Source organism: Streptomyces sp. NPDC107522 (assembly GCF_055657525.1).
In genome coordinates this window covers 942,558-966,640 of record NZ_JBVKAU010000002.1, presented here as the reverse complement: position 1 = coordinate 966,640, position 24,083 = coordinate 942,558, and the positions used below count along the sequence as shown (strand labels likewise).

Here is a 24,083-nt window from a genome sequence, read left to right as displayed (position 1 = left end):
CCTTGCGAGCGAACTGACGTACGTCGAAAGTCACTTCGGGAGAGCCGTGTCAGAACAGCGGCCGGTTACACCGGACTCAGCGACGAGTGAGGCTGCCGTGCTGCGGCAGACCGGTGCTTCTCCCCTGCGCGTGGGCGACCCGGCCCGCATCGGCCCTTACGTGCCGCTGGCGCTGCTGGGCAGCGGTGGCATGGGACGGGTCTATCTCGCACGTCCCGCCGACGGCGGCCCCGATCCGGTCGCCGCGAAGGTGATCAGGCCCGAGTACGCGGAGAATCCCGACTTCCGGCGCCGGTTCGAACGTGAGGCGTCGGTGCACGAACAGGTCCGCACACCGCACACGCCGAGTCTGTGCGGCACGGGCTTCCAGGACGAACTGCTGTGGATGGCCACCGAGTACATACCGGGACTCGATCTGGCGGACGCCGTACGCCAGGAAGGCGCCCTCGAGACCGCCGCGGTCTGGCGCCTGGTGGCGGACCTGGGGCGGGCGCTCGCCGGCCTCGCCGCCGCGGGGATCGTCCACCGGGATCTGAAGCCGTCCAACGTCCTGCTGTCCGTCGGGGGCACGTACGTCATCGACTTCGGCCTTTCGAAGGCCGTGGACGCGAGCGCACTCACCGGCACCGGCAACCGGGTCGGAACCCCGGCCTACATGTCGCCGGAACATCTGAGGACGGGCACATGCGACACGGCGTCGGACATCTTCTCCCTGGCCGGGACGCTGGTCTACGCCGCGACGGGGCGTGCTCCGTTCGGCGACGGCACCGGTGTCGACGTCATGCACCGCGTGGCGTTCGAGGAACCGAATGCCCAGCTGCTCGGTGAGATCTCGGCGGCTGACGCGGCGCTCGGCTCACTGCTGTCAGCCTGCCTGGCCAAGGAGCCCGAGCGGCGGCCCTTTCCGCAGGATCTGATCGACGCGGCCGGGGCACACGCCGGGACGACTCTCTGGCCCGAGCCGCTGCGCGGCAGCGTGCTGGCTCGACAGCAGGCGTACGAGGCGCTGCGCCGCCTCCCCGTCGAAGGCAAGGCCCACTCGATCTCCCCGGACGATCGGCCGAAGGCGGTGCCGTCGCTCCCGACCGATCCGGCGAGCCATTCCGCTTCGCCCGACTCCGGACCACCGGCGGAGGGGGCAGGTCCTGCCGCCGGCACTCCGGCCGGGCCGTCGCGTGCGGGAGGAGGCCGTCCGTGGGCAGGGAAGCGCCCGATGCTGGCCGTCGCCGCGGGCATCACCGTCTGCGCGGTGGCCACGGGTGTCCTTCTCCTCACGCGTCAGGACGTCCCTGCCACCGCCCTCTCCCCGGAGGCCGGCGCGACCACCGGTGCCACCCTTCCCGGCGGTGCCGCCGCCCCGCCGATGCCCGGGGCCTCGAGCAGGACGTCCGGGCCCGGCAAGAGCGTCGACGGCGCCGCGTTACCGGAGAGCGACGCCTCGCGCCCCACCGACAGCGACGCCTCGCGCCCCGGTGTCTCCGGCTCCCCCGGCGCCGGTCAACAGAGCGATCCCTCCTCTCCTGGTGTCGGGCCCAGCGCTCCCGTCGACGCGTCTGCGTCCCCGAGCAGTCCGCCCACCGAACCCGCGACCCCGCCCTGGATCTCCGACTGCACCCACTACGCCGGCAACGGGCGCACGCAACAGGGCGACAGCGGCAAACGCGTACTGCAGGTGCAGTGCATGCTGACAAAGCGCGGCTACAGCGTGGGCAGCACCGGCGTCGACGGAGAGTTCGGCCCCGGAACGGAGTCCGCGGTCCGGCGCTTTCAGCACAGCAAGGGGCTGGACGCCGACGGCATCGTGGACCACGCGACCTGGTCCTCCCTGCGCAGCACCGACTGACGTCCCCGGCCCGCCTCGGAGTGCGCCCCCGTGCCGACCTTCGCGGGCTGATCTCAAGTACCTACGGCCTCACGGCGGCCGCCGCCGCGCTCGACGCGAGCCGCGCGTGCAAGATCGTGCCCCTGCCCCAGTCGGCCACGGGCCGGATCCCCGAGGGGCGGGCCGCAGGTCGACCAGTGGTCCGCCCCTCGGCCGTTCCCTGCCTGCGACCGCTCAGGTGTCCGCCGGAAACTCGCCCGTGAAGGCGGCGGCCATACGCAGCCAAGGTGCCGCCTCCTCATGGCGCCCCTGGCGTTCCAGGGTGCGGCCCAGCATCAGGTGGGCGTAGTGCTCCACCGGGTCGCGCTCGACGACCTTGCGCAACTGTTCCTCGGCGCGTCGCAGTTGCGCGGAGTGGTAATAGGCGCGGGCCAGCAGCAGCCTGGGTCCCGTCTGCTCCGGGACCTCCTCGGTGACGTCGGCGAGCAGCTTCGCGGCACCGATGTAGTCCCTGGCTTCGAAGAGCAGTTGAGCCCTCTCCCAGCGCTCGAGGGTGGTCTCCTCGTGCGGCACGCCGACGCCGTTGTCGAACAGGTGCAGGGCGCTCGCCCAGCGGTCGGGGGCGACTCCGTCGCTCGCCGGGTAGTCGTTGAAGCTGTCGGTCATCGTTCCTCGTTCCTCCCTGCTCGGGTGGGCAACCGCCGGCCCAGGCCCCCGAAGCCTGACCACAGCCACCGCTGCACGCCCGCCCCGGCCGCGCTCCGCTCTCTCGAGGCGTCATGCCGCCGATTCGGCGGAGTGAGCGCGCTCGGTCCCTCGGATGGCGAGCAGGGACGTGTGCCTGGGCATCGGGACGCCGGTCGGCCGACTCTTGGCGAACTCCTCGTGCGGGCATCGCGGCCGCCGTCGGCTTCGGCAATAACGATGATCGGCGCTACGGCATTCCACGCCAGAGCCAGCGCCTGCACCACCCCCGACACCCGGGGGAACGCCATGGCACCCGTCATCCTCGTGGTGGTCTGCGCCGCCAGGCCGTGGCTCTCGGCCCGGCCATGTGAGCCGGTCCGGTGAGGCCGCCTCCAGCCATCCGCGCGGCGACCGGGGACGCCGACTCAGGACTGATCTTCGTCCAGCTTGGTGACCACGCGCTCGGAGATCTCGCCGAGCGTCCGCAGCTCCGCGGAAGTGACATGGTCGAGGAACAGCGAACGCACCGCCTCAACATGGAGCGGAGCGGCCGCCTCGATTGCCGCCCGCCCCGCATCCGTGATCACCACGAAGGCGCCCGGGGCGTCCTCCAGGCACTCCTCGCGCACCACCGGCCCCTGGCCGGCCATCCGCGCGATGTGATGGGACATGGCTTGTCTCCCACTCCAGCTCCCGGCCAGATCCTGATAACGCTGCCGCCCCTCGGGCACATCCGTCAGCTGAACCAGCCCCGCCAAGTCGGCAGCCGACAGGTTCGACTGCGCCATGTCGAGCATCTTCCCGACGCCTCCGTCGAGCACGATCCGGTCCGCTGCGAAGGCGAACTCCTACACCTGCCCGGCCGAGATGTGCGGCGGCAGGTCGTGCACCTTCACCGTGAGCAGCCCACAGCCGCCCACCCATCAGCACGCCGAGTCCCCCGCCTCCCGACATCGAAATCACCTGGCGTCCGCGGTCGGCGAACTGCACGCCTGCGCCAGGAAGCCGTTTGTACGGCAAGCCGGTGCCCAGCAGGACCACCACGTCGGCTCGTGCAAGACGTCGCCGGTGATGCCTGTCCGCGGGGATCCGGCAAGTGACCGAGTGATGCCGCGCACACAGGCCCGGGGCTGCGATCTGGCGCGTGTTAGCGTCCGGCAGTGATTTTCCCGGCTCTGGACACACTCGCACCCGGCAGTGCAGCGACAAGGGGCGGTCCCGCGGCCGGCCCCGGACCTGCCGACGCCCGTGATCCGCTCGGACTGCTCGACCTGTTCGGCGATTCCTTCGTCCGTAACCCCTACCCGTGGCTGGACCTCCTGCGGTCCGAGTCTCCCGTGCACCACGACCCCGTCACGGGACTGTGGCTGGTCAGCCGGCACGAGGACGTACGCCAGGTACTGCTTGACCCGGATGTCTTCCTTCCGGACAACGCCCAGGACGCCGTCACCCCGCTGCCCGTCCCGGTGTTGCGCATCCTCGTCCGGGCCGGCTTCACCCTTCCGCCCGCGCTCGCGAACAACGGCAGCCCGAGCCATGCCGGCCTGCGCCGCGTGGTCACCCGGTTCTTCAACGCACGGCGTGTCGAAGCCGCCGTACCGGTGATCGAGCGCATCGCCGGTGAACTGCTCGACGGGGTGCGGTCGCGGCTCGACTCGACCGGCGGTTGCGACCTGTTCACCGCGTACGCCCAGGTCCTGCCGTGCAGGGTGCTGATGGAGCTCCTCGGCATCCGGGGCGTCGACCCGGACACGCTCATCCGCTGGAGCGACGCGTCACTGGAGCTGTTCTGGGGCAGACCGACACTCGAACGGCAACTGGAGCTGGCAGAGCCCGTCGCGGCTTTCCACCAGTGGCTCACCGAGACCGTGCGCGGCGGCACGGCCCCTGCCGACTCGTTCATCGGGGCACTCACCCGCCACCGCCTGCCCGACGGCAGGCCGCTGGACGTCGAGACCGCGGTCGGCGCGTGCTTCTTCGTCTTCATCGCCGGGCAGTCCACCACCGGGCAGCTCATCGCCACGGTGCTGCGCCGGGCGCTGACCGAGCCCGGCACATGGCCACGCGCGGCCGGGGAAGCGGGCCTGGCCGAGGCCTGGGTGGAAGAGACCCTGCGGCGCGAGCCGCCCGTGACTACCTGGCGCAGGGTCACCGGCCGGGCCACGGAGCTGGGCGGTGTGCGGCTGGCGGAGGGCGCTCAGCTGCTGCTGATGCTGATGGGCAGCGGATCCGACCCGGAGGTCTTCCCGCATCCGGAACGGATGTGCCCGCACCGCGAGAACATCCGCCACCACCTGGCCTTCGGCGTGGGCCGCCACCGCTGTCCGGGCGCGTCCCTGGCACGCACGGAGGCAGCGGTGGCCCTGCGGGCGGCGGCCCACGCCCTCCCGGAGGTCCTGCCCGCAGCGGAAGCGGCGGAGCCACCGATGCTCGGGCTGTTGTCCTTCAGGGCGCCGCTGAAGGTGGCAGTGGAACGGCGGTAGCCGTCACGCGAACACGCGTACGTCCCATGCGTCCAGTTCCACCTCGGAGCCCGCCGGGATCCCGTCGTCGCCCAGGATGTCGGTCAGATCCACCGGGGCGACGACACGGACCGGCTCCCAGCTCCAGTTGTGGACGACGTGGACACGGCGGCCGTCGGCCGAGGTGCCGGTGGTCACGGTCACGGACGCGGGAAGGTCACCCCAGCCGTGGCGGGCGGTGGGTGCCGGCCATGCCGCCAGTGGGCGGGCGAGCGTGCGGCCGGGCACGGTGCCGACGCAGGTGACGCGGCCCGCCCCGTGGCGTCGGGTGGTGACGGCGGCCCAGCGGCCGAAATGCGGGTGGTCGTACTCGGCGAGCACCTCGGCGTCGACGACGTTCAGGCACTCGATCCAGTGCGTCGCCGTCGCCGTACCGTCCTCCGGCAGGTCGAGCGGACCGCCCGCCGACGCACGCACCGGGACGTCGCCGGCGAGGTCGCTGAATTCGTCGTACGTCACCCCCGCCACGTCGGCCAGCACCAGAGCGACGTGCGGACGCCCGCGGAGCACGGCACTCCGCGGGCGCACCGCCGTCAGCAGTAGAGGTTGCCGCCCGGGGAGACCCCGAGGATCGAGGTGAACCGCTTGTACGCGTCCACGCGGCTCTGCACCTGGGCCGGGTTCTTGCCGTCACACTCGAGGGAGCCGTTGATGCTGCGGATGGTCTGGCCGAAGCCGGCGGTGTTGACCATGGCGTTGTGGGGGGTCATGGTGCCGGGGCCGGTCTGGGTGTTCCAGTACCACAGGCCGGTCTTCCAGGCGACGGCCGCTTCGTTCTGGACCCGCCAGGGGTTGTTGAGCAGGTCGATGCCGAGTGCGTCACCGGCCGCCTTGTAGTTGAAGTTCCAGCTGAGCTGGATGGGGCCGCGTCCGTAGTAGGCGGCTTGACCGGCCGGGCAGCCGTACGGCCTGCTCCAGTCGCAGTAGTGCGGGTAGTTGGCCTGGTTCTGCTCGACGATGTGGACCAGGCCGCCGGTCTCGTGGTTGACGTTGGCGAGGAAGGCGGCCGCCTCCTGCTTCTTCACCGTGTCGCTGCCGGTGTTGGCGAAGCCGGGGTAGGCGCTGAGGGCGGCGGTGAGGCCGCTGTACGTGTAGAACGAATTCCGGTTCGGGAACATCTGGTTGAACTGCGACTCGCTGACGACGAAACCGGCGGCGGACGCGCTCGGTGCCGGCTGGAGCACCAGGGCGGCGCTGCCCAGGGCGAGTGAGGACAGTACTGCGGCTATGCGGCGCCTCGACACAGGATCAACTCCTCTGCGGAGCACGGCCGCTCCCGGGCAAGGGCAGGGCGAAGCAGAGCCTTGTGCGCACGCGCCGACGAAGCCGGCCACGGCGTGGGGGCGGCCGTGGTGGGGGGTGTGGAGGCACACTCAACCGCGTTGGTCTGTACCAGTCAAGGGTGTAGACCAGTCAACTTGACCGGGATTTCGAACGAGTTGAGTCCAGGCAAGGAGGAGTCGGACGGGCGATCAGGTGGCGGTCCTCGCCGTACCTTCGAGCGCCCCGATCGTCCTCTCCAGCAGCGCGCGCAGCAGTTGGTCGTCGCCGTCGCTCAGCACCGGCCACTCGGCACGGACCTCGCGGTCGACCCGCCGCCAGTAGGTCTCCCCGCGCGGCGTGAGAAAGGCGAGGACACGACGCCGGTCCCGCGGATCGACGCGCCGGTGCACGAGGTTCCGGTCGACGAGGTGGTCGACCAGCTTGGTGAGCGTCGCCGGTGGCAGGAAGGCCGCTTCGGCGACCGCCGTCATGGAGTGGCCCTCGCCATCGGCGAGTTGGGCGAGCACCCGCCAGGCGTCGAGCGAGCAGCCGTGCTCGTCGAGGACACCTTGCAGCCTGCGCGCGGCCAGTCGTTCGGCGCGTGTCAGCAGCTGCATCAGATCCTGGGGCTGACGCGGAGGTGGCGTGGGCATCCTGCTCCTCGGTCCCTGGGTGCCGTCATCGTACAAGTGCCGCTTCACCGAACGATCGTCGCCGTGTCACCGAAGGACAAAGGCGTCCACGACTTCCCCACCGCCCGGACCGCGAGACGGGCTGGAGTTCACCGTACGGACCCGGAATCATGACCGCATGTTCCAGCTCGACCCCTCTCCGCTCGACTGGTTCACCGTCGACGACTCCGTGCTCAGCGTCGCGCTAGTGTTCCCCATGCAGGGCGCCGCGGGCATCTTCGGCCCGGCCTGCGAGCTGTGCGCACAGCTCGCCGCGGAGGAGGTCAACCATGCGGGCGGCGTGCTCGGCAAGGAGCTGCGGCTGCTGCCGGTGGACGGCGGCGGCGAGCCCCGCGAGATCGCCGACCGGGTCGCGGCGCTGGTGGAGCTGGGCGTCGTGCAGGGCGTCACCGGCTGGCACATCTCCTCCGTCCGCCAGGTGCTCGCCCCGCGCATCGCGCACCGGGTGCCGTACGTGTACACGGCGCTGTACGAGGGCGGGGAGCGCACCGCGGGTGTCTTCCTGGCCGGCGAGACACCCGACGACCAACTGCGGCCCGCGATGCGGCTGCTGGCCGGCGAGCGCAGGGTGCGCCGGTGGTTCGTCGTCGGCAACGACTACGTCTGGCCGCGGCGCACAGCGCGGGCCGCGTGCGCGTACGCCCGCGAGTGCGGGGGCGTCGTCTGCGGGCAGGCGTATCTGCCGCTGGGCACCCACGACTTCGACGGGGTGCTGCGGCGGATCGAGCAGTCGGAGGCGGACGCCGTCCTGATGCTCCTGGTGGGCAACGACGCCGTCCGCTTCAACCGGGCCTTCGCCGCCGCCGGACTCGACGAGCGCTGTCTGCGCCTGAGCACGCTCATGGACGAGAACATGCTGATGGCCAGCGGGCCCACGGCCACCGCCGACCTGTACAGCACCGCCGGCTTCTTCGCCTCGCTCGCCAACCAGGACACCCTCGACTTCCACAGCCGGTACGCCGGGCGGTACGGCATCCAGGCGCCGGCGCCCGGGAGTCTGGGCGAATCGTGTTACGAGGGTGTGCTGTTGCTCGCCGCGCTCATCGCCCGGGCCCGGACACTGGACGTCGCCGCCATCGGCGCGGCGGCGGACTCGGTGTCGTACGAAGGACCGCGCGGACTGCTGCGGCTCAGGGGCGGCCATGTCAAGCAGCGCATCTACCTCGCCCAGGCGGACGGCATGGACTTCGACGTCCTCACCCAGCTCGGCCTCGACACCGCCCGCTCCTGACCCGCACCCGGCCACACCCCGTGGCCACGTCCGCAAAGCGCTCAGCGTGTGAGGGTCTCCATGCGCCGCTGCAGGAAGCCGCGCTCCGCCGGGCTTTCGGTGAGGGCGATGGCCGCCCGGTACGCCCGTACTGCCTCCGTGTCCTGTCCGAGCCGGCGCAGGAGGTCGGCTCGCACGGCGTGGAAGACGTGGTAGCGGTCGAGGTCCAGGGCGTCCACGAGGTCCAGGGCCGGCCCCGGGCCCTTCGCCTCGGCGACGGCGACCGCCCGGTTCAGCGCCACGACAGGGCTGGGGGCGATGGCCATGAGCTGGTCGTACAGCTGCAGGATCTGCTCCCAGTCGGTGGCGTCGGCGGTCGGCGCGTCGCTGTGCACGGCCTGGATGGCGGCCTGGATCTGGTACGGCCCCGGCCGGTTGCGGCGCAGACACCGCCGGACGAGCTCCTGCCCCTCGGCGATCAGCTGCCCGTCCCACCGGTCGCGGTCCTGCTCGGGCAACGGCACGAACTCGCCGTGCTCGCCGTGGCGGGCGTCCCGGCGCGACTGGACCAGCAGCATCAGCGCCAGCAGGCCGGTGACCTCGGGTTCGTCCGGCATGAGCTCGGCCAACAGGCGTCCGAGGCGCACGGCCTCCTCGCACAGGCCCGCCTCACCCTCGTACCCCTGGTTGAAGATCAGGTAGACGACGGCCAGCACCCCCGTGAGCCGGTCGGGCAGGTCGGCGTCGCGGGGCACCCGGTACGGGATCCCGGCGTTGCGGATCTTCGCCTTGGCCCGTACGAGTCGCTGGGCCATGGTCGGCTCGGGCACCAGGAAGGCACGCGCGATCTGGGCGGTGGTGAGCCCGCCGAGCAGGCGCAGGGTCAGGGCGACCCGCGCCTGCACGGCGAGGGCCGGATGGCAGCAGGTGAAGATGAGCCGGAGCCGGTCGTCGCGCACGGGGCCCTCCTCGGACGGTGCGTCGGGGGCGTGCAGCAGGGCCGCCTGGGCCTGGCGTTCGTCCCGCTTGGCCTCGCGGCGCAGCCGGTCGATCGCCCGGTTGCGGGCGGTGGTGATGATCCACCCGGCCGGGCTCGGCGGCACGCCGGTCTCCGGCCAGCTCCGCACGGCCGTGGTGAAGGCGTCCTGGACCGCTTCCTCGGCGAGGTCGATGTCGCCGAGGAAGCGGACGAGGACGGCGACCGCGCGGCCGTACTCCGCACGGAAGACGTCTTCGACGTCCATGGCCGCCATCAGTCCTCGGCTTCGCCCATGAACGGCCGCACCTCGATCGGCAGGGTGGTCGCCAGGGCCAGCTTGCGGCCCCATTCGAGTGCGGCGTCCAGGTCGGGTGCCTTGATCAGGCTGATGCCGCCCAGCATCTCCTTGCCCTCGGCGTACGGCCCGTCCGTGACCAGGACGTCGCCGTCCCGGGGCCGGAGCACGGTGGAGGACTCCGGGCCGTGCAGTCCCCCGGCGAAGACCCAGGCGCCCGCCTCGCGCAGCTCGCGGTTGAGGGCGTCGAGCCTCTTCTCGATCTCACCGAGGACGTCCGGGGCGGGCGGTTCCCCGACGGGCTGCATCACATTGAGCAGGTAGTACTTCATGACGGCCTCCTCGGACCTTCGTCGTGGTCTCTCACCTCCTACACGAACGGCCCGCCCCCGGATCGACACCCCGCACGCGGGCACCGGAGAAACTTCCGGAGAGCGGCTCCGCTTACATCGTCATGAACCCGTCGAGCTCTACACATAAAGAAGAAATAAGCGCAGAATGTGCCTAGGCGGCGCTTACCGCATACCGCACCAGACGCGGTCAGGCCTGCGAGTCAAAGGAGACGAGTCATGGCCAATGTGCAGCCCACCAGAGGTGACATAACCGCTCACCCCGATGTATCCGAAATGCGGCAGCGCTACGACCGCATGCTCGGCGGTCGTGACGTGGCGCTCGTGGACGGACCGGTGTTCCTGCTCGGTCTGTACTGTGCGGTGTCCCCCTGGATACTCCACTACACGACCAGCCAGCCGCCGCTCGTGACCCACAACCTGATCGTGGGGATCGCGATCGGCCTGCTGGCCCTCGGGTTCACCCGGGCCCCGGAGCGCATGTACGGCCTCAGCTGGGCCTTCTGCGCGATGGGCGTATGGATGATCATCGCGCCGTGGATCGTCGGCGACAGCCCTGACGCGGGCGTCGTCGTCAACAACATCATCATCGGCGCGCTGGCCGTGATACTCGGGGCGATGTGCGCCGGTACGGCCGCGAAGAGCGCCCCAAGGCCGTAGAAGTACACCCGAGAGGAAGCCATGCCGGCCGGTCCGCGCCCGCGGACCGGCCTTCTCGCGCCCTCCCACGGCAGCCCCTTCAGCGGGCCGGCATCAGCCACGGCTCCTGCGGCAGGACGTGGCCGGTCTCCAGGAGCGACTTGAGGTTGGACAGCACCGCGGGCCAGCCGGACGACACGTCGGCGTGCGCACTCTCGTCCGGCAGGTCCTCGTGGGTCACGGTCAGCCGGACGATGTCGGCGTGCTGCTCGATGTCGAAGGTGACCCGGGAGTACTTGTCCTCCTGCCGCTCCTCGTCCGGCGCCGCCCAGGTGGTGACCAGGCGGGTCGGACGCTCGCTCTCCACAACGGTGCCGACCACGTCGGCGACGCCCGAGCCGTCCGTACGCACGTGTTCCCAGCGGGAACCCGGCCGCCAGTCCGAGACGTTGCTGTGTCCCCAGTAGGCGGCGGTCAGGTCGGCGTCGGTGAGCGCGTCCCAGACCTTCTCGGGCGTGCTCTCGATGTAGGTGACGTACACGAACGTGGGCTTGTCGGTCATGGCTTCCTCGGCTCGTCGTTTCACTGCCCCGAGCACGCGCAGCCGCGGGCGCTCGAACTTGTCGATCCACCGCTCCTGGATCTCGTGGAGCGGGACCGGATTGAGGTAGTGCAGCTTCTCCCGCCCCCGCCGCACCGTGCTGACCAGGTTGGCGGCCTCCAGGACGGCCAGATGCTGGGTCACCGACTGGCGCGCCATGTCGATGCGCGCGCACAGCTCGCCCAGCGTCTGCCCGTTGTGCTCGTGCAGCCGGTCCAGGAGCCGCCTGCGCGTCTCGTCGGCCAGCGCCTTGAAGACCTTGTCCATTCCGGGGTCGCTCTCTGATCGCACACTCAAAGTTATGCAGGTAAGTACCTGCATGTCAATCGGCCCTCGTTTGTCCGCTTCGAGCCATATACATCGATCAGCTGTTACACGACGTATGGGCCTCCTTCATGGACGGTCCGTAGCGTCGAACGCGCAGGAACGAACCCCACCGAAGGAACGACTCGCCGATGCGTGCTCCCCGCACCCTGCGCACCACCGCCCTCGCCGCCGCAGTCATCAAGCGTGTCCACGTGAAGACGGTGCAACTCGCGGACGACGTCAGCCAGGCGCAGGTCTACAAGATCGGCAAGAAGCGCTACGAGGCGGAGATCTGGGCCAAGGGCACCGCACACGGCACCCTGTACGCGGAGGGCAGGGCCGCGCGCGGCCTGAACAACGGGCTGCACATCACGCTCCACCCGGACGGCGAGGTGACGTCCTCGGTCGAGCGGGCCGAACCCCGCCCGGAGCCCGAGCCCGTGGTCCAGCGCGTGCTGGTCGCCACGGCGACGCTGGCGGACGGCGTGACGACGGCGCATCTCCACCGGCTCACCGCCGAGCACCACGAGGCCGACATCCTGGCGAAGGGCGTACGGCTGGACACACTCGTCGCGAACGGCCGCGCCGCACACGGCGAGAACAACGGGCTGCACGTCACCCTGCGGCCGGACGGTCAGCTGACTTCATGGGTCGACGACACGCCGGCGCCCACGCGCTGACGCCACCGCCCTTCGCAGGGCGTCAGGCCAGGAACATCCCCAGCTCGCGCCGGTGTTCGGCGACCCATGCGTAGGCGTCCCGCACCTCCTCGACGGCCCCGCGTTCCCGCAGCCCGACCATGCCGGGCTCACCGCGCGCCGCACCGGCCTCGATCCCCCTCCAGCAGCGGTCCTGCCACCACAGGACCACGTCGACGATCCCTTCACCGCCGCCGCCCGGCCCGTACGCGTCGCAGACGAGCGCGATCCGCCGGGCCGCCTCGAGCACATCCGTGACGGCCGGCCCCAGATCCAGGTACTGCCAGCACACATGGGCGAGGTCGTGGACACGCTCGCCGGGCGCGGCGAGGTCCCAGTCGATGAAGGCGGTCGGCCACCACTCGGCGCCGTCCAGCGCATAGACCGTGTTCTTCGGAGCCAGGTCGTTGTGGCATACGACGTCCTGGTCGCCGGCGAGGGAGGTGCCGTGTGTCATGTCGTGGAAAGCGCGCACGAGTTGAGCGACGCGCACGAGCCCCGCATCGGTGCGCGCCGCCGCCCGCTCGCGAGGAGTGAGCGCGGCCCGCCCCTCGAGGTATCCGAACACCTCCCGCCCCCGCTCGTCCGTCCCGATGTACCGCGGGGCACCTTCCCAGCCTCGCGCCTCGAAGAACGCGAGCAACTCCCGCACATGTCCTGAACGTTCGTGCGGCGCACATCGGACGGTCGTCCCGACCCGCACGACCTCGTTGACCGCTCCGCCACCGAGCACCCGCTCCTCCATCCACACCTCCGCCGACCAGGACGATCCCGAGCCAAAACCACTCGCCAAGCATGCCCGTTCCCCGCCACGCTGCCCGTATGGATCACGCGGAGGTACTGCTCATCGGAGGCCGGGCCGGGGTCGGCAAGACCACGGTGGGCTGGGAGGTGTCGGCCCGGCTGCGGGCCGCGCAGGTCGCGCATGCCGTGATCGACGGCGACTTCATGGGCGCCGTCCATCCGGCCCCGGACGGCGACGCGCGCCGGGCCGGCATCACGGAACGGAACCTGGCTGCGGTGTGGGCGAACTACGCCGAGCTCGGATACCGGCGACTCGTCTACACGAACACCGTCAGCGTGCTCGACGAGGCCACGCCCATGTTCCGCCGGGCCATGGGCGAGGAGGTCCGGCTCGTACGGGTTCTGCTCACCGCCACCGACGAGACCGCGGAGCGGCGGCTGTTCGGGCGTGAGCTCGGCTCCGAGCTGGAGCAGGAGGTGAGGAGCAGTGCCCGCAAGGCACGGCTCCTGGACGAGCGTGCGCCCGCGGACGTGCTGCGCGTGGTGACCGACGGCCGCACGGTGATCGACATCGCCGCGGAGGTGGTGGCCGCCACCGGGTGGGGGCCGGGCGGGGTCACGAGTGGCTCGCTGTCGGTCGCCGGTTGAAGCGGACCCGACTGTCCCTGCGTCCAGGGGGAACCCGAACCCTGCGGGGACAGGAGGAAGAGGGACGAAATGGAGATCTCGGGCATCATCAGTGCCATTGTTATCGGCATCATCATTGGTGTGCTGGGGCGTCTCGTGATTCCGGGCCGTCAGCGCATCGGGGTCCTGTGGACGATCGCCGTCGGCATCGTGGCCGCGCTGCTCGGTTCGGCACTCGCGGCCGGCCTCGACGTGGCCGACACCGACGGCGTCGACTGGATCGAGTGGCTCATCCAGATCGGCCTCGCCGCACTGGGCGTGGCGGCACTGGACCGGTCGAAGGCACGCCGCTGACCTCGTAGACGGACAGCGAGGCGCAACGGCGTGCAGGGGACGTCACGCGTGCCCCACGGCCCGCACAGCGGCGAGACCGTCGCGGACCGTGGGGCGCGCGGGCGTCCGGCCCGAACTCCCCTGCCACGTAGCGGACATGGCCTCCGAAATCCGTCGGAGGGCGGTCGGGAGCGTGGGCGCAGCCGCCGGGACCGGGCGCGCCCGCTACGGCACGTACACGTACGGCGTCGTGGTCGTCAGCGGCGCGAAGCCGAGCCGCTCCAGGATCGGGCGGCTGGTGCTCATGGCGTCGACCTGGAGGTAGCGGTAGCCGCGGTCCGCGGCCGCGCGGGCCCGGTGGGCGACCAGGGCGCGGTAAATGCCGCGACCCCGCCAGGACTCGACGGTGCCGCCGCCCCACAGTCCGGCGAACCGGGTACCGGGCACCAGCTCCATGCGGGCGGCGCTCACCGGTGTGTCCCCGGCCAGCGCGACCACGGCGACCACGGTGTCCGGGTCGGCCGCGAGGCGGGCGAGCAGCTGGTGGCGCATCCGGGAGCTGTCGGTGCCGAACGCCTTCTCGTGCACCTCGGCCACCAGGTCGACGCCGTGCGCGTCGGTCACGGGCAGGACGCGGATGCCCTCCGGCGGCTCGGCGTCCAGGGTGAGACCGGCGACCTCGCCGACCATCAGGGTCTCCTCGGGCTGGGCCGTGAACCCGGCGTCCCTGAGCCGCTGTCCGAGGTCCACCGGAAGGTCGTGCCCGTAGAGCTTCCACTCGAACTCGCGGCCGAGGCCGGTGAAGTGGGCGATCTGCTCGGCGATCACCGCCTCGGCGCTCGTCTCGTCCAGGTCGGACCACACGACGCCGTTCCATCCCCGCACCGAGGAGACCTGGCGGACCACGCGCCCGATCCGCTCGACCCGGGCGTCCGGGCTGTCCGGCTGTGCGCCTTCGCGCATGTCCCGGTCGTACAGGGCGAGTATCGCGGCATGATCCATGGGTTCACTCCAGCATCGGGCGGGGCCCGGGGCAACCGCTTTACCGGTCAACCACGTCTTCGCCACGCTCCGGCCGCACCGCTGCCAGGTAAGCGCTCAACCGGTCGCGATTGCGCGCCAGACAGTCGATGCGGGCCTGGATGCGATCGATGTGGCCCTGCAGGAGGGCGGCCGTCTCCGGCGTGAGGTGCTCGGCGGGCAGCAGGATCTCGTCGGGGCCCGAGAGGTAGGGAAGGATCGTGCGGATCATCTCCGTGGTCAGGCCGGAGTCGAGGAGTCCGCGGATCTGCTGGACGTCCTGGACGGCCGACTCCGAGTAGTCCCGGTAGCCGTTGTCCGAGCGGTCCGGCTGGAGCAGGTGCTGTTCCTCGTAGTAGCGCAGCAGCCGGTTCGGGATGCCGGTGCGGCGGGAGAGTTCGCCGATCTTCATGTCTGCCTCGCCGGGTCCGCCCTTGCCTTCACACTGATGTGAGGGTTCGAGCATGGTCGCATGTCCACCGCATCCATGGCCAAGGGCCGAGCCCTGCCCACATCGCTGCCCTGGTCCGGGCTTCTCGCCCTGTCCACCGCCGCCTTCACCGCCGTCCTGACCGAACTCCTCCCGGCGGGACTGCTGCCGCGGATGGCGCCGGCGCTGGGTGTGTCCGAGGCGCGGGTCGGCTTTCTGGTCACTGCGTACGCGGTCGCCTCCTTCGCGGGCGCGATCCCGCTCACCGTCCTGCTGCGGGGCCTGCCTCGGCGGCCGGTGCTCATCGGCACACTGCTGGGCTTCGCGGTGAGCAACGTGGTGGTCGCGCTGTCGTCGTCGTACGGCCTCACCTTCGCGGCGCGGCTCGTGGCCGGGCTGACGGGCGGCACGCTGTGGGCGATGCTCGTCGGGTATGCGGCCCGGATGGTACCGGCCGAGCGGCGGGGCCGGGCGATCGCGATCGTGCTCGCGGGCATCACGCTCGCGCTGTCACTCGGCGTACCTGCCGGAAACGCGCTGGCCCAGGCGGTCGGCTGGCGCGCTGCGTTCGGCGCCCTGGCGGGGCTCGCGGTGCTGCTGGTGGGATGGGTGCGATGGCGGGTCCCGGGGTTCCCGGGCGAGCCGCCGGGTGCGCGACTGCCACTTCGCGCCGTGGCCGGGCTCCCGGGGATTCCGGTCGTCCTGTCCGTCACGCTGTTCCTGCTGCTGGGCCACCAGGTGATGTACACCTACGTCGCCCCGTTCGCGGCGCAGGCGGGGTTCGGGCGTACGGGCCTGGTGCTGACGGTGTTCGGGACCGCTACGGTCGCCGGGATCTGGCTGACCGGCGCCCTGGTCGACCGGCGTCTTCGGCCGGCCCTGCTGGGCGCGCTCGCCCTGTGCTCGGCGGTCATGGTCGTCCTCGGCCGCTTCGCCGGGTCCCCCGCGGTACTGCTCGGCTGCGTCGCGCTGTGGGGCGTCGCTTTCGGCGGGGCGCCGACGCTGATCCAGACCGCGCTGGTCGACGCCTCGGGTCCCGCGCACGCCGACGTGGCCACGTCCTTGCAGACCACGGTTTACAACGCGGGCATCGCGGCGGGTTCCCTCACCGGTGGAGTGGCCCTGGAGCACCTGGGCGCCGGTGCTCTGCCGTGGGCCTCGCTCCCGCTGGTCGCGGGCGGGTTCGTCACGGTGGCGCTCGGGCGTCGGCACGCCTTCCCGGCCGTGCGGCGGCGATCATAGGGTGCGCACGGAGGGATCGCATCGCGAGGAGGGCCGTACGCCATGGTCGTGAAGGACGCCGAACTGCCGTATCTGCGCCGCTGTGTCGAGCTCGCGACCGAGGCGCTTCAGGCCGGGGACGAGCCGTTCGGCTCGGTGCTGGTGGGGGCGGACGGGTCGGTGCTCGCCGAGGACCACAACCGGGTTGCCTCGGGCGACCGCACCCGGCACCCCGAGTTCGAGCTGGCACGCTGGTCCGCCGCCCATATGACGCCCGAGGAGCGGGCCGCGGCGACCGTGTACACCTCAGGCGAGCACTGCCCGATGTGCGCGGCCGCGCACGCGTGGGTCGGCCTGGGACGCATCGTGTACATCGCCTCGTCGGAGCAACTGGCTAGTTGGCTGGCCGAGTTGGCGGTGCCTGCCCCGCCGGTGCGGACCCTGCCGGTCCAGGAGGTCGCGCCGGGCGTGACCGTGGACGGGCCGGTGCCCGAGCTCGCGGAGGACGTCCGCGCCCTGCACTTCCGGTTCCACCGGCGAACGGGCTGACCCGGGCAGACGTTTCGAGCGCCGCAGGCCGGCCCGCTCAAGATGCAGGCGCCTGGCCGGGGTGCCTACGATCAGAAGTGGACCCAGACCAGGTGGACGGCCCGGTCTCCTCCGACGGGAGGAGGCGCTCTTGCTGCCGGCTCGGCGGCTGATCGCCGCCTACATCACGCTGGTCGCCGTGGCCACGATCGTCTACATGACGGTCCCCGCCGTGCTCGCCCCCGTGTGGGCCGTCATCGGTCTGGCCGGTGTCGCCGCCGTGCTGACCGGCACGCAGCTGCACCGCCCCGCGCACCGCTGGCCCTGGTGGTTCCTGGCGGCCGGTCTGCTGTCCTTCATCGCCGGCGACACGTACTACAACGTGGTGGAGGAGTACTTCGACGCCTCCAACCCGTTCCCCTCCCCCGCGGACGCCCTGTACCTCGCCTGCTACGCGTTCTTCGCCATCGGCCTGTCCGGCCTGGTGCGATACCGCTGGGAAGGCCGCGACCTGCCCAGTCTGCTCGACGCGCTGATCTTCACCGCGGGGCTCGCCCTGCCGGTGTGGGTGTTCCTCGTCCAGCCGCTGACCGAGATCCAGGGGCTGACCTGGCAGCAGCGGGCGATCAGCATCGCCTATCCGCTCGGTGACGTGCTGGTGCTGGCCCTGCTGGCCCGGCTGCTGACGCCGGGCCCGCTGGCCGGGCACAACCGGTCGGTGGGACTGCTGGTCGTCGGCACGCTGACGCTGCTCGGTTTCGACATCGCGTACGGCATCCTGCAGCTGAACGAGATGTGGCAGACGGGAACGCTGATCGACTCCGGGTGGATCGCCTTCTACACGGCGTGGGGCCTGGCCGCGCTGCACCCCGACATGGTGAAGCTGACCGCCTCCGTGCCCGTGCGCGAGTCCCTGCTCCCGCCGCCGCACCGGGTGCTGATGCTGGCGGTGGCCACCTTCATCGCCCCGGCGATCCTGCTGCACGAGGGGATCAAGGAGCAGCCGCACGGCGTTCCGGTGATCGCCGCCTTCTCAGGGGTGCTGTTCTTCCTGGTCATCCTGCGCCTCGGGGGCATGGTCGTGGCCCACCGCCGGGCGGTGGAGCGGGAGCTGGCGCTGCGCGCGGCGGGTGCCTCGCTGGTGTCGGCGGTCCGGCACGAGGAGGTCGCGCGCTCCTGCGAGGCGGCCGTCGACCGGCTGCTCGGCCCCACCGTCCGCCACCGCACGCTCGTGCTGCCGGCCGAGCGGGCCGCCGCGCTCGCCCCGCGCCACGGCCGGCTGGTCGGCGCCGACGCCCTGGATGCCGACGTCGCGGCCGAGCTGCGCGACTTCACCTCCGTCCTGGTGTGCCCCATGACCCCGCCCGACCGTCCGGCCGGGGACCTCCCGGGAGTGCTGCTGGTCGCCGGTCCGCCCGGACGGCTCAGGGAGACGCGCAGTTCACTGGAGATCCTGGCCTCGCACGCGGGCCTCGCCACGGAACGCGTCACGCTGCGCCAGGAGGTCATCCGCCGGGAGAGCGAGGCGTACTTCCGCACCCTCGTGCGCAACGCCTCCGACGTCATCCTGATCCTGGAGGACGACGACACGATCCGGTACGCGAGCCCGTCCGCCGCGTCCGTGTTCGGCAGCACCGACCTGGTCGGCCGGCCGCTGCCGGACCTGGTGGACCCCCGGGACCGGCACCGGGCGGCCCGGCAGCTGGCCGCCGTACGCGAGATCGGGCCGCGGGCCACCCACGACCACTGGTGGGTGCGGCACCCGGACGGGCGGGTCGAGGTGGAGGTGCGGTGCAGCGACTTCCGGGACGAGCGCACCGTGGCCGGACTGGTCGTCACCCTGCGGGACGTCACCGAGCAGCGCCGGCTGGAGCACGAGCTGACCGAGCGCGCCTTCCACGACTCGCTGACCGGCCTGCCGAACCGGACGCTGCTGCTGGAGCGCATCGAGCGCGCCCTGCTGCGCGGTCGCCGCGAGGCCTCGCTGACCTCTCTGCTCTTCATCGACCTGGACGACTTCAAGCTGGTCAACGACACGCTGGGGCACTCGGCGGGCGACCAGCTGCTGAGGGACGTCGGCAGTCGGCTGTCGCAGATGCTGCGGCGCACCGACACCGCGGCCCGGCTCGGCGGCGACGAGTTCGCCGTGCTGATGGAGGGCGCACGCGAGCCGCTCGACGCCGAGCTGCTGGCCGCGCAGGTGATCCAGACCCTGAGCAGGCCGTTCAGGCTGGGCGGTGAGTCGGTGACCGTCTCCGCCAGCGTGGGGGTGGCGACGGCGCACGACAGCACCGACGCCGACGAACTGCTCGGGCACGCCGACCTCGCGCTGTACTCGGCGAAGTCGGCCGGCAAGCGGCAGTGGCGCCGCTTCCAGCCCCTGCTGCACACCCGCATGATCGAGCGGCACGACCTGCAGAGCCGGCTCGCCCAGGCGGTCAGCGGGAAGGAGTTCGCGCTGCGCTACCAGCCCGTCGTGGACATCACCGTGGGCGACGTCGTCGGCTTCGAGGCGCTGGTCCGCTGGCCGCGTGCCCCGCGCCGGCCGGTGACGCCGGAGCAGTTCATCGCCCTGGCCGAGGAGACCGGGCACATCGCCGTGCTGGGGTCGTGGGTGCTCGAGAACGCGGTGCACGACATCGCGGGCCTGCAGCGGCTTCCAAGACAGAGCGGTCCGCCGTACGTCAGTGTGAACGTGTCCGCGCGCCAGTTCCGTGACACCGGGTTCGTGGACCAGGTCGGCCAGGCGCTGCGGACACCGGGCCTCGCGCCCGGCTCGCTGCAGCTGGAGCTCACCGAGACGGTGCTGCTGCGCCGCGACGCCCAGATCCAGGCGGTACTGCACGCCCTGAAGGACCTGGGCGTGCACATCGCCGTCGACGACTTCGGCACCGGGTTCTCCTCGCTGCGGTATCTGCGGGACTTCCCCATCGACGTACTGAAGATCGACAAGTCGTTCATCGACGACATCACCCGCGACGCCCAGCAGGTCGCGCTGGTCGAGGGCATCGTGCGCATCGCCGACACCATGGGGCTGCAGGTGATCGCCGAGGGCATCGAGGATCCCGCCCAGCGGGATCTCCTCGCCGGGATGGGGTGCCGGTTCGGGCAGGGCTTCCTGTTCGCGCGGCCGATGACGCTGGAGCAGAGCGGGCGGGTGCTGCGGCGCGACGGGAACCGTTTCGCGCCGGGTGCCGGCGTCCCGGAACGGCCTCCCGACCACCGGAACCTGCCGTTGCGCAGCAGGCGGGAGGCGCGGTGGTCGGAACTCGACCATCTGCGGCGCACGAGTCCCATGAGCGACGCCGTCCTCGACGAGGTGCGGGGCCGGCACATCCGCAGCCGGGACCACTGGCTGATCGACTTCGCCTCCTGCAACTACCTCGGTTTCGACTGGGACCCGGAGATCGCCGCCTGTATCGGTCCGGCCATACGACGGTGGGGGACGCACCCGAGCTGGTCGCGGCTGCTGGGCAGCCCGCGGCTGTACCCGGAGATCGAGGAACGGCTCTCGGCGCTGCTGGGCGCCCCGGACACGCTGCTGCTGCCGACGCTGACCCTCATCCACGCCTCGGTGATCCCGGTCCTGGCCGACGAGGGCCATGTCTTCGTCGAGGCGGCCGCGCACCGGACGGTGTACGACGGCTGTGTCGTGGCCCGCGGCCAGGGCGCGACCCTGCGCCGTTTCCACGGCGACCGGCCCGACGAACTCGACTCCCTGCTGGCCGCGGTCCCCGCCGGCGCCCCCCGCCTGGTCTGCCTGGACGGCGTCAACAGCATGACCGGCAACATCCCCGACCTGCCCGCGCTGGCCACGGTGTGCCGCGAACGGGACGCCACGCTGTACGTCGACGACGCGCACGGCTTCGGCGTGATCGGCGAACGCGGTCCGAACGAGCCCTGTCCGTACGGCATGCGCGGCAACGGCCTGGTCCGGCACACCGGCGAGTCGTACGACCGGATCGTCCTGGTCGCGGGTTTCTCCAAGGCGTACTCCTCGCTGCTGGCGTTCCTCGCCCTGCCCACCGAGCTCAAGAACCGGCTGAAGACGGCCGCCGCGCCCTACCTCTACTCGGGGCCGTCGCCCACGGCGTCCCTGGCCACCGCGCTCGCCGGCCTGGACATCAACGACCGCCGCGGTGACGCCCTGCGCGCCGACCTGTACCGCAGGACGGCCCGCGTCCTCGACCACCTGGACGCCCTGGGTGTCAGCACCCTCAACACCGACCGGCTGCCCATCATCGAGATTCCCCTCGCCGATCCGGCCGACCTGGAAGCGGTCGCGGCGTTCCTGTGGGAGGAGGGCATCTATGTGACGCTGGCCGCCTATCCCCTCGTGCCCCGCGACCGGGTGGGCTTCCGCGTCCAGATCACGGCGCTCAACTCCGACGCCGACATCGACCGGCTGACCACGACCCTGACCCGTCTGTCCGCACGCTTCCCGCTGCGCCCGAAGAGCTGAGCCCACCATGATCACGCACAACGACGACGTGGACTGGGACAGCTGGCCCGTGGTGGACTACCTCGCGGAGAACTACCGCGACGTGCACCCCTCCGACGCGGCCGTCATCGCCCACCACTCGGCGTTCTACCGTCGGCTCGCCCCGCGCTCCCTCGGCTGCTCCGTGGAGTTCGGCGCCGGCCCCAACCTGTATCCCCTCGTCCTGGCGGCCGCGGCGAGCCGCCGGATCGACGCCGTGGAAGCGGGGGCCGGCAATGTCGCCTATCTGGAACAGCAGATCCTGGTCGAGCCCGACGCGAGCTGGCTGCCGTTCCACGCGCTGTGCCGCCGGCTCAACCCCGACCTGCCCGCCACCCTGGCCGGGGCGCTGGCCCACGTGAACGTCGTCCACGCGGACGTCCGCGGCCTCCCGCCCGGCGGCTACGACCTGGGGTCCATGCACTTCGTCGCCGAGGGCGCCACCGAGGACCGCGCCGAATTCGCCGAGTTCTGCCGGGCGTTCGTACGGTGCGTGACGCCGGGCGGGTACCTGGTGGCGGCCTTCATGGAGAACATGCCGACCTACCGCATCGGCCCCGCCTCACGCTGGCCGGGCTGCCCGGTCGACCCGGACATCGTCACCGACGTGTTCACCCCGCTGACCCGCGAGCTCGCGGTCACCCACATCGACAGCGACCCGACGCTGCCGGACTACGGGGACTCCGGGATGGTGCTGCTGACGGGGCGCACGCGCTAGCCCAGTTCCAGGGTGGTGACGCCGAAGACGCGCTCCTGGGCGTACGGCCGCACGGGGCCCGTGTACATGCGGGCCGTTTCGAAGGAGGGCGTGAATCCGGCCTCCTCGGCGAGGGCGACGGCCGCCTTGTTGGTCTCGGGCACGTCGATGGCGACCTCGCGGCCGGCCGCCTCGGCGGTCAGGGCGGCGAACAGGGCCCGTGCGTCCTCGGCGGTGTCGGCGAAGAGCGGGCCGATGCGCGGGCAGTCCTGGCCGGGGCGGATCACGCCGTAACCGGTGACGCGGTCGCCGCTGCGGCGGACGACGGTGTGGTGTCCGGGGGTGGTGAGCCAGTGCGCGAGGAAGCGGGGGCGGTCGGCGGGGGTGCAGGCGCTGTCGTACGCGGTGATGTCCGCCAGGTCCCCGGGCACTGCGGGCCGCACGTCCGCGGCCCCGGTGGCGGGCGCGACTCCGGTGAACCGGAAGGTTCGGTGGGCGAGTTCGAAGCCGGAGCGGCGGTAGTTGTCCTGCTCGGCGACGACTCCGTCGAGGCCCACCGTGCGGTTCCCGGCGTGCGCCAGCGCGGTCTTCCAGGTGGTGAGGCCGAAGCCACGGCCGCGTGCGTCGGGGCGGACCAGATACCAGCCCAGGAAGGCGTAGTCGGAGCCGTAGTTGACCACGGAGATCGCCGAGACGGGCTCGCCGTCGATCCGGCCGATGAAGAAGCCCTCCGGGTCCTGCGCGAAGAAGGCCGCGCTGTCGGCGACTCCCGGGTTCCAGCCCTCGTCGACGGCCCAGGCGCGGACGACCGGCCAGTCGTCGAGGCCGGCCTGGGTGACGACGAGGTCTTCGGGGGCCGGAGAGGCCATGAGGGTGCTCCATTCCGTCGGCTGCTGCGTGCGCACGGTGATCGACCGTGCCCGCAGCATCCTTTCGGATCGTCCGGGAGGGCGTCACGGCATGATCAAGCCGTTGCCGCACAAGGGGGCATGCCCGCACGGGTGTTCGCGCCACGAAGGCCCCACCGCTCGACCGCCCGGTGGGGCCTTTCGTGCCGCTCGTGCCGGCTCGGGGTCAGCGCACCGCCTGTGGGCGGAAGCGCCGGTACAGGACGGCCCCGCCCAGCAGGAGAACCGTGCCGCCCGCCGCGGCGATGACGGCCTGGTCCGCTCCCGTGTGGGCGAGGGAGCCCTCGGGCGCATGGGGGACGACCGCGGGTGGCACCGTCTTCGGCCGCGGTGGCTTGGTGCGCGGCTCGGACGGCTTGGGCGCCGGCTTCGTCGAAGGGCTGCCGCCGGGGCCGTTGACCGACTCGTTGCCGGTCGCCGGGTTGCCGACGCCGACCACGTTCACGCTGTTCCCGCTGACGTTCACCGGGAGGTGGACGGGCAGCTGCACCACATTGCCGGACCCGACGCCCGGCGAATCCTTTCCGCTCCCTTCGGCCGAGGCTCCACTGCGCGACGCGGCGCCGTGCTTGCCTCCACCGTCCTTGTTGGCGCACGTGTTGCCCGCGGCGGGGTTGAGCAGTCCCACCACGTTCACGGTGTTCCCGCACACGTTCACCGGGACGTGCACCGGGAGCTGGACGGTGTTCCCGGAGAGCAGCCCCGGCGAGTCGGCCGCGGCTCCGTCCGCCGCGGAAGCTGCGTGTGCCGCAAAAGCAGCGGACACCGGCACCGCCACTGCCATCGCGCCGGTGGCGGCGAAGGCGATCACACCGTTTCGGGTAACCCGTTTCATAGGTTCCCTGCCTTCCAGACATGGTCGCGGGCCCTCGCCCGCACCGGATAAAACGCAGGCGAACCATTGGAGTTATGGCTTATCGGCCTTTCACCCCATCGAGTGGCACGCTTGTCGAACTAGTGGCAAAAACGCCCGATAGCCACGCAAGGGGCGCAGGGTACGGCGGCCCGGGCGGTCCCGCACGTCCGGAGGC

General features: G+C 71.5%; 24 protein-coding genes. 11 read left to right on the top strand and 13 right to left on the bottom strand.

Annotated elements, in window-relative coordinates; all coding sequences use genetic code 11:
• Window positions 1–100: 100 nt before the first annotated feature.
• Window positions 101–1,843 (top strand): protein kinase domain-containing protein, encoded by a 1,743-nt coding sequence (locus tag ACZ7L6_RS09615; protein ID WP_471921823.1) that lies wholly within the window; start codon window positions 101–103, stop codon window positions 1,841–1,843.
• A gap of 213 nt (window positions 1,844–2,056) precedes the next feature.
• Here the strand turns inward: ACZ7L6_RS09615 and ACZ7L6_RS09610 are convergent, their stop codons facing one another.
• Together ACZ7L6_RS09610 and ACZ7L6_RS09605 are read right to left on the bottom strand one after the other, a co-directional pair.
• The gene (locus ACZ7L6_RS09610) at window positions 2,057–2,488 is read right to left on the bottom strand and encodes a tetratricopeptide repeat protein (protein WP_471921603.1); all 432 of its coding nucleotides are present in this window, start codon (window positions 2,486–2,488) and stop codon (window positions 2,057–2,059) included.
• Between the two features lie 446 nt (window positions 2,489–2,934).
• A complete protein-coding gene (locus ACZ7L6_RS09605; RefSeq protein ID WP_471921601.1) occupies window positions 2,935–3,306 on the bottom strand; it encodes a MarR family transcriptional regulator in 372 nt (123 codons plus the stop codon).
• A gap of 363 nt (window positions 3,307–3,669) precedes the next feature.
• Here ACZ7L6_RS09605 and ACZ7L6_RS09600 point away from each other — a divergent pair, with 363 nt between their 5' ends.
• Window positions 3,670–4,992 (top strand): cytochrome P450, encoded by a 1,323-nt coding sequence (locus tag ACZ7L6_RS09600; protein ID WP_471921599.1) that lies wholly within the window; start codon window positions 3,670–3,672, stop codon window positions 4,990–4,992.
• Window positions 4,993–4,995: 3 nt separating this feature from the next.
• Here the strand turns inward: ACZ7L6_RS09600 and ACZ7L6_RS09595 are convergent, their stop codons facing one another.
• The 3 genes from ACZ7L6_RS09595 to ACZ7L6_RS09585 form a co-directional block, all read right to left on the bottom strand.
• Window positions 4,996–5,541, bottom strand: a complete 546-nt coding sequence (locus tag ACZ7L6_RS09595) for a beta-galactosidase trimerization domain-containing protein (protein WP_471921597.1) — start codon at window positions 5,539–5,541, stop codon at window positions 4,996–4,998.
• A gap of 23 nt (window positions 5,542–5,564) precedes the next feature.
• Window positions 5,565–6,275 (bottom strand): chitinase, encoded by a 711-nt coding sequence (locus ACZ7L6_RS09590; RefSeq protein WP_471921595.1) that lies wholly within the window; start codon window positions 6,273–6,275, stop codon window positions 5,565–5,567.
• A gap of 228 nt (window positions 6,276–6,503) precedes the next feature.
• Window positions 6,504–6,947, bottom strand: coding sequence for a MarR family winged helix-turn-helix transcriptional regulator (locus ACZ7L6_RS09585; protein ID WP_471921593.1), 444 nt, complete (start codon window positions 6,945–6,947; stop codon window positions 6,504–6,506).
• A gap of 157 nt (window positions 6,948–7,104) precedes the next feature.
• Here ACZ7L6_RS09585 and ACZ7L6_RS09580 point away from each other — a divergent pair, with 157 nt between their 5' ends.
• Entirely contained in the window at window positions 7,105–8,217 is a 1,113-nt protein-coding gene (locus ACZ7L6_RS09580) for a substrate-binding domain-containing protein (protein WP_471921591.1), read from the top strand.
• A 41-nt stretch (window positions 8,218–8,258) separates the two neighbouring features.
• Here the strand turns inward: ACZ7L6_RS09580 and ACZ7L6_RS09575 are convergent, their stop codons facing one another.
• Window positions 8,259–9,440 (bottom strand): RNA polymerase sigma factor, encoded by a 1,182-nt coding sequence (locus tag ACZ7L6_RS09575; protein ID WP_471921589.1) that lies wholly within the window; start codon window positions 9,438–9,440, stop codon window positions 8,259–8,261.
• 8 nt (window positions 9,441–9,448) lie between these two features.
• On the bottom strand, window positions 9,449–9,802 hold the full coding sequence (locus ACZ7L6_RS09570) for a YciI family protein (protein ID WP_433035696.1): 354 nt from the start codon (window positions 9,800–9,802) through the stop codon (window positions 9,449–9,451).
• Window positions 9,803–10,039: 237 nt separating this feature from the next.
• On the opposite strand from ACZ7L6_RS09570, the gene ACZ7L6_RS09565 reads away from it, so the two are divergent.
• The gene (locus ACZ7L6_RS09565; RefSeq protein ID WP_471921587.1) at window positions 10,040–10,480 is read left to right on the top strand and encodes an SPW repeat protein; all 441 of its coding nucleotides are present in this window, start codon (window positions 10,040–10,042) and stop codon (window positions 10,478–10,480) included.
• Window positions 10,481–10,559: 79 nt separating this feature from the next.
• Here ACZ7L6_RS09565 and ACZ7L6_RS09560 read toward each other — a convergent pair whose 3' ends face one another.
• Window positions 10,560–11,327, bottom strand: a complete 768-nt coding sequence (locus tag ACZ7L6_RS09560; protein ID WP_471921821.1) for an ArsR/SmtB family transcription factor — start codon at window positions 11,325–11,327, stop codon at window positions 10,560–10,562.
• Between the two features lie 188 nt (window positions 11,328–11,515).
• Here ACZ7L6_RS09560 and ACZ7L6_RS09555 point away from each other — a divergent pair, with 188 nt between their 5' ends.
• A complete protein-coding gene (locus tag ACZ7L6_RS09555) occupies window positions 11,516–12,046 on the top strand; it encodes a hypothetical protein (protein WP_471921585.1) in 531 nt (176 codons plus the stop codon).
• 22 nt (window positions 12,047–12,068) lie between these two features.
• Here the strand turns inward: ACZ7L6_RS09555 and ACZ7L6_RS09550 are convergent, their stop codons facing one another.
• On the bottom strand, window positions 12,069–12,857 hold the full coding sequence (locus ACZ7L6_RS09550; protein WP_471921583.1) for a phosphotransferase: 789 nt from the start codon (window positions 12,855–12,857) through the stop codon (window positions 12,069–12,071).
• Between the two features lie 29 nt (window positions 12,858–12,886).
• On the opposite strand from ACZ7L6_RS09550, the gene ACZ7L6_RS09545 reads away from it, so the two are divergent.
• Both ACZ7L6_RS09545 and ACZ7L6_RS09540 read left to right on the top strand, forming a co-directional pair.
• Window positions 12,887–13,456 carry an ATP-binding protein gene (locus ACZ7L6_RS09545; protein ID WP_471921581.1) on the top strand — a complete coding sequence of 190 codons (570 nt, stop codon included), beginning with the start codon at window positions 12,887–12,889 and terminating at the stop codon, window positions 13,454–13,456.
• A 69-nt stretch (window positions 13,457–13,525) separates the two neighbouring features.
• Window positions 13,526–13,789, top strand: a complete 264-nt coding sequence (locus ACZ7L6_RS09540; RefSeq protein WP_471921579.1) for a GlsB/YeaQ/YmgE family stress response membrane protein — start codon at window positions 13,526–13,528, stop codon at window positions 13,787–13,789.
• A 204-nt stretch (window positions 13,790–13,993) separates the two neighbouring features.
• Here the strand turns inward: ACZ7L6_RS09540 and ACZ7L6_RS09535 are convergent, their stop codons facing one another.
• Together ACZ7L6_RS09535 and ACZ7L6_RS09530 are read right to left on the bottom strand one after the other, a co-directional pair.
• On the bottom strand, window positions 13,994–14,770 hold the full coding sequence (locus tag ACZ7L6_RS09535) for a GNAT family N-acetyltransferase (RefSeq protein WP_471921577.1): 777 nt from the start codon (window positions 14,768–14,770) through the stop codon (window positions 13,994–13,996).
• A 40-nt stretch (window positions 14,771–14,810) separates the two neighbouring features.
• Window positions 14,811–15,200 carry a MerR family transcriptional regulator gene (locus ACZ7L6_RS09530; RefSeq protein WP_471921575.1) on the bottom strand — a complete coding sequence of 130 codons (390 nt, stop codon included), beginning with the start codon at window positions 15,198–15,200 and terminating at the stop codon, window positions 14,811–14,813.
• Window positions 15,201–15,260: 60 nt separating this feature from the next.
• Between ACZ7L6_RS09530 and ACZ7L6_RS09525 the strand changes: the two genes are divergently transcribed.
• From ACZ7L6_RS09525 to ACZ7L6_RS09510, 4 genes are all read left to right on the top strand, one after another.
• Window positions 15,261–16,460, top strand: a complete 1,200-nt coding sequence (locus ACZ7L6_RS09525; RefSeq protein ID WP_471921573.1) for an MFS transporter — start codon at window positions 15,261–15,263, stop codon at window positions 16,458–16,460.
• Between the two features lie 42 nt (window positions 16,461–16,502).
• Window positions 16,503–16,988 carry a nucleoside deaminase gene (locus tag ACZ7L6_RS09520; RefSeq protein WP_471921571.1) on the top strand — a complete coding sequence of 162 codons (486 nt, stop codon included), beginning with the start codon at window positions 16,503–16,505 and terminating at the stop codon, window positions 16,986–16,988.
• A 196-nt stretch (window positions 16,989–17,184) separates the two neighbouring features.
• Complete coding sequence (locus tag ACZ7L6_RS09515; RefSeq protein WP_471921819.1) at window positions 17,185–21,429, top strand: aminotransferase class I/II-fold pyridoxal phosphate-dependent enzyme; 4,245 nt, start codon at window positions 17,185–17,187, stop codon at window positions 21,427–21,429.
• A 7-nt stretch (window positions 21,430–21,436) separates the two neighbouring features.
• Complete coding sequence (locus tag ACZ7L6_RS09510) at window positions 21,437–22,165, top strand: class I SAM-dependent methyltransferase (protein ID WP_471921569.1); 729 nt, start codon at window positions 21,437–21,439, stop codon at window positions 22,163–22,165.
• Here ACZ7L6_RS09510 and ACZ7L6_RS09505 read toward each other — a convergent pair.
• Together ACZ7L6_RS09505 and ACZ7L6_RS09500 are read right to left on the bottom strand one after the other, a co-directional pair.
• Window positions 22,162–23,013 carry a GNAT family N-acetyltransferase gene (locus tag ACZ7L6_RS09505; RefSeq protein WP_471921817.1) on the bottom strand — a complete coding sequence of 284 codons (852 nt, stop codon included), beginning with the start codon at window positions 23,011–23,013 and terminating at the stop codon, window positions 22,162–22,164. The two genes, ACZ7L6_RS09510 and ACZ7L6_RS09505, sit on opposite strands and share 4 nt — an antisense overlap.
• Window positions 23,014–23,218: 205 nt before the next feature.
• Window positions 23,219–23,887, bottom strand: coding sequence for a chaplin (locus ACZ7L6_RS09500; protein WP_471921567.1), 669 nt, complete (start codon window positions 23,885–23,887; stop codon window positions 23,219–23,221).
• Between the last annotated feature and the right edge of the window lie 196 nt (window positions 23,888–24,083).